Annotated in this window: 16 protein-coding genes; 11 read left to right on the forward strand and 5 right to left on the reverse strand. The window is 63.6% G+C overall.

The features are described 5' to 3' along the window. Nucleotides 1–39: 39 nt before the first annotated feature. On the reverse strand, nucleotides 40–456 hold the full coding sequence (locus J3454_RS13245; RefSeq protein ID WP_349514236.1) for an acyl-CoA thioesterase: 417 nt from the start codon (nucleotides 454–456) through the stop codon (nucleotides 40–42). Nucleotides 457–583: 127 nt separating this feature from the next. Here J3454_RS13245 and leuC point away from each other — a divergent pair, with 127 nt between their 5' ends. From leuC to J3454_RS13285, 8 genes are all read left to right on the forward strand, one after another. Then, nucleotides 584–2,014, forward strand: a complete 1,431-nt coding sequence (gene leuC / locus J3454_RS13250; RefSeq protein WP_349514237.1) for a 3-isopropylmalate dehydratase large subunit — start codon at nucleotides 584–586, stop codon at nucleotides 2,012–2,014. A gap of 44 nt (nucleotides 2,015–2,058) precedes the next feature. Further along, nucleotides 2,059–2,253, forward strand: coding sequence for an isopropylmalate isomerase (locus J3454_RS13255; protein WP_349514238.1), 195 nt, complete (start codon nucleotides 2,059–2,061; stop codon nucleotides 2,251–2,253). A gap of 11 nt (nucleotides 2,254–2,264) precedes the next feature. After that, on the forward strand, nucleotides 2,265–2,864 hold the full coding sequence (leuD, locus tag J3454_RS13260) for a 3-isopropylmalate dehydratase small subunit (protein WP_296720246.1): 600 nt from the start codon (nucleotides 2,265–2,267) through the stop codon (nucleotides 2,862–2,864). Nucleotides 2,865–2,888: 24 nt separating this feature from the next. After that, nucleotides 2,889–3,887 carry an NADPH:quinone oxidoreductase family protein gene (locus J3454_RS13265; protein ID WP_349514239.1) on the forward strand — a complete coding sequence of 333 codons (999 nt, stop codon included), beginning with the start codon at nucleotides 2,889–2,891 and terminating at the stop codon, nucleotides 3,885–3,887. An 82-nt stretch (nucleotides 3,888–3,969) separates the two neighbouring features. Beyond that, a complete protein-coding gene (locus J3454_RS13270) occupies nucleotides 3,970–4,293 on the forward strand; it encodes a DUF1476 domain-containing protein (RefSeq protein WP_349514240.1) in 324 nt (107 codons plus the stop codon). Between the two features lie 28 nt (nucleotides 4,294–4,321). Continuing rightward, entirely contained in the window at nucleotides 4,322–4,555 is a 234-nt protein-coding gene (locus J3454_RS13275) for a BolA/IbaG family iron-sulfur metabolism protein (RefSeq protein ID WP_296720253.1), read from the forward strand. A 40-nt stretch (nucleotides 4,556–4,595) separates the two neighbouring features. Then, nucleotides 4,596–4,925 carry a Grx4 family monothiol glutaredoxin gene (grxD, locus tag J3454_RS13280; RefSeq protein WP_349514241.1) on the forward strand — a complete coding sequence of 110 codons (330 nt, stop codon included), beginning with the start codon at nucleotides 4,596–4,598 and terminating at the stop codon, nucleotides 4,923–4,925. Between the two features lie 515 nt (nucleotides 4,926–5,440). Next, on the forward strand, nucleotides 5,441–6,223 hold the full coding sequence (locus tag J3454_RS13285) for an NUDIX hydrolase (RefSeq protein WP_349514242.1): 783 nt from the start codon (nucleotides 5,441–5,443) through the stop codon (nucleotides 6,221–6,223). A 75-nt stretch (nucleotides 6,224–6,298) separates the two neighbouring features. Here the strand turns inward: J3454_RS13285 and J3454_RS13290 are convergent, their stop codons facing one another. Genes J3454_RS13290 through J3454_RS13305 form a run of 4 tightly spaced genes read right to left on the reverse strand, consistent with a single transcriptional unit; the run spans nucleotide 6,299 to nucleotide 10,460 of the window. Then, nucleotides 6,299–8,821 carry a TonB-dependent receptor gene (locus J3454_RS13290; RefSeq protein WP_349514243.1) on the reverse strand — a complete coding sequence of 841 codons (2,523 nt, stop codon included), beginning with the start codon at nucleotides 8,819–8,821 and terminating at the stop codon, nucleotides 6,299–6,301. A gap of 39 nt (nucleotides 8,822–8,860) precedes the next feature. Continuing rightward, entirely contained in the window at nucleotides 8,861–9,271 is a 411-nt protein-coding gene (locus J3454_RS13295; RefSeq protein ID WP_349514244.1) for a nuclear transport factor 2 family protein, read from the reverse strand. Next, nucleotides 9,271–9,717, reverse strand: a complete 447-nt coding sequence (locus tag J3454_RS13300; RefSeq protein ID WP_349514245.1) for a nuclear transport factor 2 family protein — start codon at nucleotides 9,715–9,717, stop codon at nucleotides 9,271–9,273. Before J3454_RS13300 ends, J3454_RS13295 begins: the two co-directional genes overlap by 1 nt. Beyond that, nucleotides 9,717–10,460 carry an aspartate/glutamate racemase family protein gene (locus J3454_RS13305; RefSeq protein WP_349514246.1) on the reverse strand — a complete coding sequence of 248 codons (744 nt, stop codon included), beginning with the start codon at nucleotides 10,458–10,460 and terminating at the stop codon, nucleotides 9,717–9,719. The genes J3454_RS13300 and J3454_RS13305 overlap by 1 nt, the downstream gene beginning before the upstream one ends. 195 nt (nucleotides 10,461–10,655) lie before the next feature. Between J3454_RS13305 and J3454_RS13310 the strand changes: the two genes are divergently transcribed. The 3 genes from J3454_RS13310 to J3454_RS13320 all read left to right on the forward strand — a co-directional run bounded on the left by J3454_RS13310 (nucleotide 10,656) and on the right by J3454_RS13320 (nucleotide 14,443). After that, on the forward strand, nucleotides 10,656–11,327 hold the full coding sequence (locus tag J3454_RS13310; RefSeq protein ID WP_349514247.1) for a GntR family transcriptional regulator: 672 nt from the start codon (nucleotides 10,656–10,658) through the stop codon (nucleotides 11,325–11,327). Between the two features lie 116 nt (nucleotides 11,328–11,443). After that, nucleotides 11,444–12,352, forward strand: a complete 909-nt coding sequence (locus tag J3454_RS13315; protein WP_349514248.1) for a hydroxymethylglutaryl-CoA lyase — start codon at nucleotides 11,444–11,446, stop codon at nucleotides 12,350–12,352. Between the two features lie 33 nt (nucleotides 12,353–12,385). Then, on the forward strand, nucleotides 12,386–14,443 hold the full coding sequence (locus tag J3454_RS13320; RefSeq protein ID WP_349514249.1) for a hydantoinase/oxoprolinase family protein: 2,058 nt from the start codon (nucleotides 12,386–12,388) through the stop codon (nucleotides 14,441–14,443). The last annotated feature ends 4 nt before the right edge of the window (nucleotides 14,444–14,447 follow it).

Raw genomic sequence — 14,447 nt, forward strand, 5'->3', positions numbered from 1 at the left:
GCGTTTGCGCAATGCGCGGTTGCGCCGCGCGCCAGCCGGTCACTCCCCTTGCGGGAAGAAGAACGCCCGCAGGTGATCGCCAATGCGCGCCGGGCGCAGGGTCTTGGCATCGATGCAGCACCACGAGGATTGCACTTCGGCCAACACGTCCTCGCCGCGCTTTATCAGTGTCGAATAAAATGCGCGCGCACCGTTGAAACGTTCCAGCACGGTTTGCGCAATGACGTCGTCTTCGAGAAAGGCGGGTTTGCGATAGGTAATTTCATGCTTCAGCGCGACCCATGCCTTGCTGGCGACATCTTCGGCCGGGGCAAGATCGTTCCAATGCGCCAGCACCGCGTCCTGCACCCAGTTGAGATAGCGCGCATTATTGACATGGCCCATGAAGTCGATGTCGGCCGGTTCGACTGTGATCGCGTGAACAAAAGGTGCGGAGGGAGATTCGATAGCTGACATATTTGTCAGTTATACCCCATGAAGGCTGCAAATCCATGACGAATTTGACGCCGGTCAAGCCTGCATCTTGCGCGAAGGGCGGCAGCGCGTCTAATCGCCCCATCGACAAGAAGGAAATCCATTGATCATGGCAAGCCGCCCGCGCACATTGTACGAGAAGATCTGGGACGCCCATGTCGTCGAGATGCGCGATGATGGCACGGCGCTGATCTATATCGACCGGCATCTGGTGCACGAAGTCACCAGTCCGCAGGCGTTCGAGGCGCTGCGGCTGGCCGGACGTCCGGTGCGGCGGCCCGAACTGACGCTGGCGGTGCCCGATCACAACCTGCCCACCACCCGGCGCGTGGATGGCGCAGGGCTACCGGTGCCGATCGCCGATCCCGAAAGCGCCGCCCAGCTCGCCGCGCTGGAAGACAACGCCCCCGCTTTCGGTATCCGCTACATCCCGGCGACTGCGGCGGAACAGGGTATCGTCCATGTCGTCGGCCCGGAGCAGGGCTTTTCGCTGCCCGGCACCACGATCGTCTGCGGAGATTCGCACACCGCCTGCCACGGCGGGCTGGGCGCTCTGGCCTTCGGGATCGGGACGAGCGAGGTCGAGCATGTTCTGGCGACGCAGACCTTGCTGCTCCAGCAATCGAAGTCGATGGAAGTGCGGGTGGAAGGCGATCTGGGGCCGGGCGTCACTGCCAAGGATCTGATCCTGCATATCATCGGCACCATCGGCGCGGCTGGCGGCTCCGGCTATGTGATTGAATATCGCGGGGCGGTGTTCCAAGCGATGAGCGTCGAGCAGCGGCTGACGGTCTGCAACATGAGCATCGAGGCGGGCGCACGTGCGGGCCTGATCGCCCCCGACGACACGACCTTCGCCTATCTCAAGGGCCGCCCGATGGCGCCGCAGGGTGCGGAATGGGATGCGGCGGTTGCCTACTGGCGCACGCTCCACAGCGATGACGGCGCAGTGTTCGCCAAATCCATCACCATCGACGCTGCCGATATCGAGCCGAGCGTCACCTGGGGCACCAGCCCCGAAGACGTGGTGCCGATTGGCGGGCGTGTGCCCGATCCGCAGGACTTCGCTGACGAGAGCAAGCGGGTCGCGGTCCAGAAAAGCCTCGATTACATGGGCCTCACCGCAGGCACGCCGATGACCGAGGTTCCCATCGAGAACGTCTTCATCGGCAGTTGCACCAACAGCCGGATCGAGGATTTGCGCGCTGCGGCGCAGGTGCTCAAGGGACGCCGCAAGGCCGACAATGTCCGCTGGGCGATTGTCGTGCCGGGATCGGGACTGGTCAAATATCAGGCCGAGGCCGAAGGGCTAGACAAGATCTTTACCGACGCCGGGTTCGAATGGCGCGAACCGGGTTGTTCGGCCTGCCTCGGCATGAACCCCGACAAGGTGCCGCCGGGCGAACGCTGCGCTTCGACATCGAACCGCAATTTCGTCGGCCGTCAGGGGCCGGGCGCACGCACGCACCTCCTCTCGCCCGCGATGGCGGCAGCCGCCGCAGTCGCGGGGCGACTCGCCGATGTGCGTGCGCTGTCCTGATCGCCGGACTTGAAACCGCTGCGCGTCAGGCGCATGGAACAGGCATGACTGATAAGAAAAAATCCGAGAGGAAGCCCACCGGCAACAAGGCTGCGTATGGCGCGGCGGCGATCGGTTCGGCAGCGGTGGCGGCAGCGCTGCTCTATGCCGGACGCAGGTTTGCCGCGAACAAGAAAAAGCCGAACGAGCCGACCCAGCCGGGGCCGATTCCCTCCGGCGAGCCGCCCCAGACCGACTGACGAGGATCGCGATGGAACCCCTCACCCGCGTCGAAGGCCGCGCCATTCCGCTCGGTCTCAAGAATGTCGATACCGACATCATCATCCCGGCCAAATGGCTCAAGACCATCAGCCGCGAAGGACTGGGCGCGGGCGCGTTCGAGGCACTGCGCGGCACGCCCGGCAATGTCTTCGAAGACCCCGCCTATGCGGGCGCGCCGGTGCTGATCGCGGGAGACAACTTCGGCTGCGGATCGAGCCGCGAACACGCTGCGTGGGCGCTGGACGACATGGGGATCCGGGTGGTGATCGCGCCCAGCTTTTCCGACATCTTTTCGGGCAATGCGGTCAAAAACGGCATCCTGCCGGTGGTGCTGCCGCAGGACGCGGTCGACCGGCTGCTGGAAGTGGCGCGCGCCGGAGAGCCGATCACCGTCGATCTCGAAACGCAGACCGTCACCACCACCTATCAGGATCGCTTCAGCTTCACGCTCGATCCGTTCCGCCGCGATTGCCTGTTGAACGGGCTCGACGAGGTCGGCCTGACCATGGCGCGCGGCGAAGCCATCGGCGGCTTCGAAGCCAGCCGCACCGCCGCCCAGCCGTGGTTGATGCGCGGCACTTCTGTCTGACTCATTCTCAGGGGAGAGAAACCTATGAAAGCCATCCGCACCCACGAAATCGGTGGGCCTGAAACGCTGTCGCTGGACGAGGTAGAAACCCCGACCCCTGGCAAGGGTGAAGTGCTGGTCGCGGTCAAGGCCTGCGCGATCAACTATCCCGACGGGCTGATCATCCGCGACATGTACCAGTTCAAGCCGCAGCGCCCCTTCTCGCCCGGCGGCGAGATTTCCGGCGTGATCGAAGCCGTGGGCGAAGGCGTGGAAGGTTATGCCGTCGGCGACCGGGTGATGGCCGGGATCGGCAATGGCGGGCTGGCTGAAAAGGTCGTGGTGCCTGCGGGCCGCATGTTCCCGGTGCCGGACGGCGTGCCGTTCGAAAAGGCCGCGTCGCTGCTGATGACCTATGGCACCACCATCCACGGGCTGAAGGATCGCGGCCATATCAAACCGGGCGATACCGTCTTGATCCTCGGCGCGGCGGGCGGCGTCGGCTTGTCGGCGGTGGAACTGGCCAAGGCGTTCGGCGCGCGCGTTGTTGCCGCTGTGTCGTCCGAAGCCAAGGGCGAAGTTGCACGCAAGGCCGGAGCCGACGACGTGGTGATCTACCCGCGCGAGGCGATGGACAAGGACGCGTCCAAGGCGCTCGCCGCCGCGTTCAAGGCTGCCTGCGGGCCGGACGGCGCGAACATCGTCTACGACATCGTCGGCGGGCAGTATTCCGAGCCTGCCTTGCGCGCCATCGCGTGGGAAGGCCGCTTCCTTGTGGTCGGCTTCCCCGCCGGGATCGCCAAGATGCCGCTCAATCTCACCTTGCTGAAAAGCTGCGACATCTGCGGCGTGTTCTGGGGCGCCTTCACCGCACGTGAGCCGGTCAAGTTCCGGGCGCAGGTGGATGAATTGTTCGACCTGATGAAGGCCGGCAAAATCGACCCGCTGGTCAGCGAAACCTTCCCCCTCGCCCGCGCCGGCGATGCCATCGCCAAGCTCGAAGCGCGCGAGGCGGTGGGCAAGCTGGTCGTGACGATGGAATAATGTCTCCTGCGCGCGGCTTCCCGCTTGAAGCCTCGCGCGCCCCGCCCTATTCGGATAGGCGATCGTTCCGGAAGGGAAACACATGACCGATTTCAAGGACCGCGAACGCGCGGAAGAAGCCAAGTTCGCGATGGACGGCGAAACTGCATTCCGCATAGCTGCGCGCCGCAACCGGCTGCTGGGCGAATGGGCAGCGGGGCTGATGAAGCTGACGCCCGAGGAGACCGACGCCTACAGCAAAGCGGTGGTGCAGGCCGATTTCGAGGAAGCGGGCGACGAGGACGTGATCCGCAAGCTGCTGGGCGATCTCACCGCAGCGGGAACCGATGTGACCGAGGCCGACATCCGCGCCAAGCTTGAAGAAATGACGATCGAGGCCCGCCGCCAACTGCTTGGCGGAGTATGACTCCCCCATCCGCGAAGGAGCCATCATCATGCCGATGAGTGCCGCCACGATAGAACAAGCCATCCTGGAAGCCCTGCCGGGCGCGACGGTGGAACTGACCGATCTGGCCGGCGATGACGACCACTGGGCCGCGACTGTCACCGCGCCGCAATTCGTCGGCAAAAGCCGGGTTGCGCAGCACAAGATGGTCTATGCCGCGTTCGGCGGACGCATGGGGGGAGAACTGCACGCCTTGCAAGTCACCACCAAACTTCCCACCTGAAACGCAACAATCACCCAATCACAGCATGGGGCTGCCCAACATGTCCGATACCAACACGCGCATTTCCGATCTCGTCACCAGCAATGATGTCGTATTGTTCATGAAGGGCACGCCGTTGTTCCCGCAGTGCGGCTTTTCGAGCCGCGCCGTGGCGATCCTCGATCATTGCGGCGTCGCCTATGAAAGCGTAGACGTGTTGCAGGACATGGAAATCCGGCAGGCGATCAAGAGCTATTCCGACTGGCCGACCATCCCCCAACTTTACGTCAAGGGCGAGTTCCTGGGCGGCAGCGATATCATGATGGAAATGTTCGAAGCTGGCGAACTGCAACAGCTGCTCGACGAAAGCGGCGTTACCAAGGCGGCTTAGTTTTTCCGCAGCCCCTCCGGGCTACGAAATTCTCGCTCATGCGACCTGAAGGTCGCATCGCTGCGGGCGCCCGGTCAGGCTTGCGGTCGCGGTGCGACCGTATCGAACGCCATATTTGATGTCATGAGCGGCTCGGCCCAAAGGCCAGCAAGGCCGACCGGCCGCCGCGCCTTATGGCGCGAAAGCCAAGCGGGCCGGACGGCCCGCGCCCGGCGCCTGAGCGCAAACAAAAAAACGCTCCGCAGGACCAGTGCGGAGCGCTTTTTCATTTCAGGGGAGGCGCTGCCCGATAAACCAGGAAGGGCGCGCCTCGAATAGAAGACCATTGGGACCACCACTCTTTATGCATGGTGCGTGCCAACTCAGGAAAACCCCGCAATTCCGCCATTTCCGGCTGATCGGGCGGTGGCAGCCGGATGGCAAGTGTAAAGATACCCGACACTCTTTGCGCAAAACCGGCAGGACCCCGCCAAACCGCTTGGCAAGTGCTTGCCGCCGCGCCATCCTTGTTCGCGATGAGCAATGAACCAGCAGCCCCGGCCATTCCCGCCGCCACCATCATCATCTTCCGCAACGCCCCCGAAGGCGGGCCGCCGCAAGTGCTGATGACGATCCGATCGAAGGGCATGGTGTTTGCAGGCGGCATGGCGGTGTTCCCGGGAGGGCGGGTCGATCCGGCGGATTTCGCACTGGGCGAAGCGGTGGCATCGAGCGGCGCGATGACGGCTGACGAAGCCGCGCACCAGATTGCGGCTGTGCGCGAAACGCTGGAGGAAACGGGCCTCGCGCTTGGCCTTGCGGGCGACATCGACGCCGCGCGCGCGGCCCAGGCGCGGGCGATGCTGGCGCAGGTTGGCGCGCTTGCGCCGGTGCTGGAAGCGTTCGGCTGGCAGCTCGACCTTGCCCAGATCACGCCGTTCGCACGGTGGTTTCCCAAGAATGAGAAGATCCCCCGAGTTTACGACACCCGCTTCTATCTCGCCAATCTGGGCACGGGCGCGGTGGACGTGTCGATCGACCATGCCGAGAACACGCACCTGTTCTGGACGACCGCGCAAGGCGCGCTCGACGCCGCGGAACGCGGCGAGATCAAGCTGATCTTCCCGACCCGCCGCAATCTCGAACGGCTCGCCCTGTTCGCCAGCTACGAAGAAGCGCGCGCGCAGGCCGAGGCGATCCCGGTACGCACGATCATGCCGCAGGTGGTGGAACAGGACGGGCAGACATGGCTCACGATCCTCACCGATGCGGGCTACCCCGTAACCGCGGAACTGCTGGAGAACGCGGCGCGGGGGTGAAGTTGAGTGAGGTGACACAAAAACGGCGGCGCGGGATTTTCTCCGTCGCCGCCGCGTCTGGCCTACCCGAGGGGCTCAGAACTTGTAGCCGAACTCCACCCCGAAGCGCTGCAAGCCGCCTGGCGAGATGAACGAACCGCCGAACTCGACGGCGGTGATCACTTCGTTCAGATACTTCTCGTCGAACAGGTTTTCGGCATAGGCGAACACCGACCAGCGATCGCCTTCCAGTCCGATCCGCATGTCGACCACGCCAAAGGCATCGCGCTGCGAGACCGAGTAATCGGCATCGCCTACGAACGCCGGCAGCGCCAGCGCCGAATCCGGCAGCAGGCCACTGAACAATGTCGGATTGGTATCGTCCTGCAGCGTGTGGAACCACGTCGGCCCGGTGATGCGGTAATCGGCGCGGGTGACGAAATCGAGGCTGCTGGACAGCGGTAGGTCAAGCTGGGTGCCAAGGTTGATGGTGTAATCGGCGGTATGCGGCGACTTGTTGCCCACCGTGACCGGGCGCGAGGCGTTGGCCTTGATCTCGCTGTCGGTAACGTTGGCGGAACCGAACACCGTCCAGCCATCGACAATCTCCGCCGTCAGGTTGAATTCGGCCCCGAAGATCTGCACCTCGTCGATATTCGAAACTACGCGCAGCAGGCCGAAGCCGCCGACGAAGAATTCGAAGAACTGCATGTCTTCGATGTTGGTGTAATAGCCCGCCAGATCGAAGGTGATACGGTTGTCGAGCGCACTGCCCTTGACCCCCAGCTCGAACGCGCTCGACACTTCCTTGCGGTACTGATCCTCGATCAGCACATTGGTGCCGATGAACTGGTTGAACGACTGGTCGACGATCGCGGCCGAACCCTGGTTGTTGAACCCGCCCGATTTGAAGCCGATGCCCCAGTTTGCGTACAGGTTGATATTGTCGGCGGCCTCGTAACGCAGCGAGACCTTGGGCTGAAACTGGCGGAAGGTCTGCGACTGATCGGGGATCGCCCCGAACGCCTGACCGGGGTTGATCGGACCGCCGGTGATCGGATCGGTCACGTTGGGCACAAGGCTGCTGACGCTGCGGTCCTCAATGTCGTAGCGCCCGGCAAGGCTGACCACAAACCGATCGGTCAGATTGGCATCGACTGCGGCGAACAGCGCGTAGACATCGGTCTTGAAGGCATCGTGGTAAAGCTGGGTCGTGGGATTGTTCGAACCCGGCGCGTTGTAGAGCTGGCGGGTCACGCCGAAGCCAAGATCTGCGCCCAGGCTGACGCCGACTTCGCGGTCGATATGCAGGTAATAGGCGCCAACCTGCCAGTTGATGTCCCCGTCGCCGTTCGAGGCGAGGCGGACTTCGGCGCTGATGTCGCTCTGTTCGCGGATCTGGTACTGGGTGCCGTCGCAGGTCGTGGGGCTATAGGCGCCGAAGGTCGAGCCATTGACCGGATCGAAAATGAACGGAACCGGGTTGTTGCCGATGAAGGTCGGCGCATTGAGCGGGAACCCCGTGAGTTCGGCGGTGGACGCAAAGCAGGCATTCGACGCCGCCACCGAATCCGGGGTCGCGCCGGGAAACGTGAAGCGCGCGAAGTCGGCCGAGGTGCTGTCAGCCGTCAGCGACTGGTCGACATCGGTGTAAAGCGCCCATGCGCTGAGCGTGAAGGCATCGAATTCGTGCTCGACCTTGGCCGAAGCCTCGAAGGTTGTCTGGTCGTTGGTTGGGCGGATATTCGAGTAATATCCGAACTCGTGTTCGTTCACGTCTTCGAAGAAGGCCGGATCGACACCGGCAAAATTGGGCAGGTGGAACGAGGTGTTGAAGTTGATCGATGCGCCTGTCAGATCGGAATAGCGCGCCTTCACGTCCAGTTCGGTGCGGGGGCCAAGATCGGCCACGAACCGCCCGTCCACGCCCCAAACTTCCTGATCGTCGATCGTCTTGGAATTGCCGAGGAAGCGGTTGCGGAAAAATCCGTCCGTGGTCTGGTAATTGCCCGACAGGACGAACCCTGCGCTTTCGCCCACCGGGACCGAAACGAATCCGGTCGCAAGGTAGGTGTTGTCCTCGGCGGCGCGCACCGTCATGCCGCCTTCCAGCACATCGCCGGGCTTCAGTGTCTGGATCACGATCGCGCCCGCCGCCGCGTTGCGGCCATACAGCGCGCCTTGCGGGCCCTTGAGGATTTCGACCTGCCGCAGCGTACCCTGGTTCTGGTTGAGCTGCGCGGTGTTGGTCTTGAGAATCCCGTCGACCACCAGCGCGACAGAGCTTTCCGCGTCGCGCGCGCCGTTGATGCCGCGGATGTTGATCTGGGTGTCGCCCGCGTCGGCGGTGCCGGTGACGATGGTCACACCCGGGGTCAGCTGGACGAAATCATCGGCCCGCAGCACCCCGGTCTTGGCGAGGGCTTCCGCGCCGAACACCGTGACGGACGCAGGCACGTCTTCAAGCGATTCCGACTGGCGGCGGGCGGTGACGATGATCGCGTTGTCATCCTCCTCGGCCTGAACGGCTGCGGCGGGGGCATCCTGAGCGATGGCGGGGGCGGACAGGGCAATCGCACCCAGAGCCGCGCCGGAGGCGAGAACGATACGGACATTCATGAAACGGCTCTCCTAAGGAAAATGAAAGGGCAGCGGGGATCAGGTGAGGACGTTGGCCCCGCTCATGTAGACGTAGACTTCCTGAAACTTCGGGCCTTCGGGGCCGAGGCGCAGACGCCAGAAATTGGTGTTTTCGAGCAAGGTGACCTTGCCTGACGCGTCATGCAGCTCGGCGGTGAAGCTGGCCGTGATGCGGCCGTTCTTCTCGTCCACCGTACAGGTGAAATCGCGGTGGATGATGGTTTCCCACGAGCTGAAGAAATCCTCGAACATTCGGCGGATCTCGGCCTTGCCGCTGTGGCGGGTGAAGGCGGTCTGCACGCAGAACAGGGCCGTGTCATGGAAGCACGAAAGCGCGCCTTCCATGTCCTTGGCATCGACGCGGGCGAAATACTTGTTGAGCGCGAAATCGACCAGTTCGGCGCGGGACAGGCTGGGTTCGTACTGCATCAGGCTTCCCCTTGCCGGAGCAGGTTGTCACCCGACATGTAGACATAGACGCGGTGAAACAATCGGTCCTTGAGATAGAAGCGGTTGCAGTTTTCATACCGCAGTTCGTCCCCGCCATTGGGGGTGATGAGCACAGTGAACTGGCTGCAGATCGCGTTGGTTCCGGGATCGGCGGTGTGGACGAAATTGCCGTGCCAGATGCTCTCAAAATCGGCGAACAGCTTGACGAACATCTTGCCGATCGCATCGCGGCCCTCGTGCACGGTGTTGCTGGTCACTTCGGTCAGCACCGCATCGGGCGTGAAGCAATCGAGCACCTTGTCGAGATGCTTGTTATCGACCCCGTCGAAATACCGTTTAGTCACGATATCGACATAGACGGGATATGGCAGCGGCGCCTGCCCTGCCCCGCCCTCGCTCCAGCTATCGGCGCTCGGTTCGCTCATCAGTACCAGCCCTTTCGGATATTGGCGTACATCGGCACTTCGGGTGCGGGGAACGCCTTCTTCGAGTGGGTCAGGCCCAGCTCGATCAGCGTTTCCAATTGCTTGTAGGCAACCTGTCCGGGATTGATCACCGGCACCGGCAGTTCGCTGGCGAGATAGGCCGCGGACTGATGCATCGTGGTGGAGCCCAGCACGATCACGTCGGCGCCGTCTTCCTCGATCGCGCGTGTCGCCTCGGCCTTCAGCTTGGCGAAGACGACTTCTTCCTTGCCTTCCAGCAATTCGGTGACATCAGGCCGCGTGTCGATCGAGCGGACCGAGGCGCAGCGGTGATCCCAGCCATGCTGGTTCAGCACCTTCTCGTAGAGCGGAAACCACTGCGGCCACATGGTGACGACGCTGAATTTCTTGCCCAGCATCATCGCCGCCGCAAAGCTGACCTCGCCCGGCCCAACGACGGGGATGTTCAGCACCGAACGCAGCGGCCACAGCCCGCTGTCGCTGACGGTGTCGATCAACACGCCGGCGTAACCTTCTTCCTCGGCGGTGACCCCGGCCTGAAACACCGTCCAGTCCATCAGCAGCGTATCGTGATAGGAATCGCCCAGCGCCGCACCCCAGCGCACCGCCTCGAACGTGGGCGCAAAGCCGGGCCGCACGAAATCGCTAGGAAGCTGCTGGGCGCGATTGGCTACCCCGGATTCATCCATCGCAATCGGCACGATAACCTTGATGCGCTGCACGGCATTCCCCTGTTGCCATTTCCGGAACCAGTATTGTATACAAAATGCCCACGTCAAGTGCTTTGCGAAATTGCGCGGCAGGTGAAGCGGGAAGTGTGTTTTCGTTGCCGCAGAGCTTGCGGCGCCTACTGGCTGACATAGAAGGCGCCGCATGAGAAAGCCTGCCCCACCTCCTTCCCGACAGGGCGCCCGCGTATGAGCCGCGCATCCGATCAGGCCTATATCCGGATTCGCGCGCATCTGCTGAGCGGGGCGGTGAGGCCGAAGGATCAGCTGACCGAAGATCAGCTGGCGCAGATCACCGGATTCAGCCGAACCCCCGTACGCGAGGCGGTGCGGCGGCTGGAGGACGAGCTGCTGCTGGTCCGCAGCGAATCGAAGCGGCTGTTCGTCGCCGATTGGAGCCGCGACGATATCGAGGAAATGTTCGCGCTCAGGCAGATGCTCGAATGTCACGCCGCCGAGCGCGCCGCGCGCCGCCTTTCCGGCGCCCAGGTCGCCGATCTGGAGGCGGTCAACCACGCGCTCAGGGAAGCGATCGAGCAGCCCGAGCCGGATGTGGCGCGCTTCCTGGAAGCCAATCGCCGGTTTCATGAAGCCATTATCGACGCCGCACATTCGCCGCGACTGGGCCAGATGCTTGGTCGGCTCGTCGAAGCTCCGGTGGTGTTGCGCACTGCCCGCAATTATTCGCTCGAAGACCTGCGCCAGTCCGCACGCGACCATGACGAATTGATCGCCGCCTTCGCCGCGCGCGATCCCGAATGGGCGCGTGCGGTGATGGGCAGTCACCTGCGCCGGGCATTCCACACATTCGCAAAAGCCGTCGGCCCCACGGTCGGGGACAGCGAAGTCAAGGCGATGTAGGATGCTGCTCGGGTGCGCGGGATCCGATACCCCCGGCCTGCCGTATCATCATTGCAATTGTATACAAATTGACTAATCCACTCTTCAACCTTGTTTCCAAAGCAGGCGATTCACCGATGGCGCCCCACAATATCGAACTGGTCGAAGTCGGCCCGCGCGACGGGTTGCAGAACGAACCCGATATCGTCGCGACCGACGTCAAACTGGCGATGATCGGTCGCATTATCGACTACGGTGCGCGGCGGCTGGAGGTGGCGAGCTTCGTTCACCCGCAGCGCGTGCCGCAGATGGCGGATGCCGAAAGTGTGATAGCCGCCCTGCCCGACCGCAAGGACTGCACCTATATCGGGCTCGTCCTCAACAAGCGCGGGGTCATGCGCGCTCTTGCGACCCGCGAAAACAATGCGCGGGGTGTCGATCAGGTGGGCTGCGTGATCGTGGCGAGCGATACTTTCGGTCAGAAGAACCAAGGGCAGACCATTGCTGAAGGGCTGGCCGAAACCCGCGCCATGATACGCTTCGCCCGTGCCGAAGGGCTGCGCGCCCAGGTCACCATCAGTGCCGCGTTCGGTTGCCCGTTCGAGGGCGAGGTCAAGCACGACACCGTGATCGCCATCGCCGAGGAACTGGCGATCGAGCAACCGGAGGAAATCGCGCTGGCCGATACCATCGGGGTCGGCACGCCTTCCGAAACGGGGGAATTGTTCGGCAGGCTCAGCGATTTGCTCGGCAGCCGGATACCCATGCGCGCCCATTTCCACAACACGCGGGGCACCGGCATCGCGAATGCCTGGGCGGCTTATCAAGCGGGCGTGCGGATATTCGATGCCTCGCTCGGCGGATTGGGCGGTTGCCCATTCGCGCCCCGCGCGACCGGCAATATCGCGACCGAAGATCTCATCTACATGATGGCGCGTTCGGACGTCGAAACAGGCATTGATCTCGACGCCGCGATTGCGGCGAACAAGTGGTTTGCGGGTGTGCTGGGGCGCGAATTGCCCTCGGCCGTCGCACGCGCGGCTTAAGCGGCGCATCGGCAACAGGGACAAGGAGCGGGCATGACTTACAGGCTGGGCGTTGATGTGGGCGGGACTTTCACCGACCTGTTGCTGTTCGACGAGCAAAGCGGCGCCTTCTGGCGGCACAAGACGCCGTCGACCCCGCACGACAGTTCCGAAGGCATCCTGACCGGCGTCAAGGCAATCACCGCCCAGGCCGGGATCTCCGCCAGCGAAATCGCCTTCTTCTTGCACGGCACCACCGTTGCCACCAATGCAGTGCTGGAGGGCAAGGGCGCGCGTGTCGGGCTTGTCACCACCCAAGGCTATCGCGATATCATGCAGATCGCGCGCTCGTTTGTCCCCGGCGGGCTGGCGGCATGGATCGTATGGCCCAAGCCGCAACCGCTAGCACGGCTCGAACACACGGTCGAAGTGCCGGGCCGAATGGATGCCCAAGGCCGCGAGGTCGCCCCGCTTGATGAAGACGCGGTGCGCGCGGCGCTGCGCAAGCTGAAGGGCGATGGGATCGAAGCGCTGACAGTAAGCCTGATGAACGCCTATCTGAACGGCGTGCACGAAGCCCGCATCGGCGCAATCGCCGCCGAGGAACTGCCCGGCATCCCCGTTTCGCTGTCCCACGAAGTCCTGCCGGAAATGCAGGAATACGAACGCACGCTGTCGACCGTCGCCAATGCCGCGGTGCGGCCAGTGGTGAGCAAATATGTCTCCAACCTGCGCACGAAGCTGGAGCAGGAAGGGCTGAAGGGCCGCCTCTCGCTGCTGCGCTCGGACGGCGGACTGATGTCGAGCCAGAAGGCCGAGGAACACCCGGTCAACATCCTGATGTCCGGTCCGGCTGGCGGCGTGACGGGCGCGCTGTGGGTGGCGAAGAATGCGGGGTTCGAGAATATCCTGACGCTGGATGTCGGCGGCACCTCGACCGATGTGGCACTGATCCAGGGACTGGAGCCGCGCCGGCAGCGCACCACCGAAGTTGGGCACCTGTCAGTGCGCGCCTCGGCGCTCGACGTGAAGACCGTGGGCGCAGGCGGCGGCTCGATCGCGCACGTGCCGCAGTTGACCGGCGCACTGCGCGTCGGCCCGGAAAGCGCGGGCGCGGTGCCAGGGCCGGTCGCCTACAACAAGGGCGGCACGCTGCCCACGGTGACCGATGCCAACGTGGTGCTCGGCTATCTGCCCGAAGACCTGCTTGGCGGCAGTTTCAAGCTGGACCGCGAAGGCGCGAAGGCGGCGGTGAAGACCATCGCCGATGCGCTGGGCGTGACGCTGATGGAAGCCGCTCGCGGGATCATCGATATCGTCAACGAGAATATGTTCGGCGCGCTGCGAATGATCTCGGTCCAGCAGGGTTACGACCCGCGCGAATTTGCGCTGATGGGGTTTGGTGGGGCTGGCCCGCTGCACGTGAATGCGGTTGCGCGGCTGATGGGCAGCTGGCCCGCAATCTCGCCCGTCTCGCCTGGCGTGCTGTGCGCTTTGGGCGACGCTACCACCCGGATGCGTACCGAGACCGCACGCAGCTTCTCGCGCCTCGCCAGGGACACCAGCATCGCCGATCTCGTCAGCGTGCTGGATGACATGGCCGAACAGACCCGCAGCGAACTGGTCAACGACGGCATCCCCGAAGACCAGATCACCTCGCTGTTCGAAATCGATGTGCGCTATGCGGGACAGGCCTTCGAAGTGCCGCTAACGATCACGCAAGCCGTGCTGGAGGAGGACGGGATCGAAGGCATCCTCGCCCGCTTCGATGAAGAACACCTGCGATTGTTCACCTTCAACATGGATACGCCCCACGAAATCGTGAACCTTCGCGCCGTGGCGCAGGGGCAGGCCCCCGCCTTGCCCGCTGCCACCTTGCCCAAGGGCGATGGCGATCCTTCTGCGGCGAAAATCCGCGATCACACCGTGTGGATCGACGGGGCCGAACGCGCTGCGGTGATCTACGACCGTGCCAAGCTACGGCAGGGCGACGTGATCGAAGGCCCTGCGATCATCACCGAAATGGATTCGACCACGCTGGTCGAACACGATTGCACCGCGCGCGTCGATGCCGTGGGCAACATTCTCATCACTCTGAAAGCGAAGGGGTAAGACC

This window comes from Erythrobacter sp. NFXS35, from assembly GCF_040148725.1.
In the GTDB taxonomy this organism is placed as follows: domain Bacteria; phylum Pseudomonadota; class Alphaproteobacteria; order Sphingomonadales; family Sphingomonadaceae; genus Erythrobacter.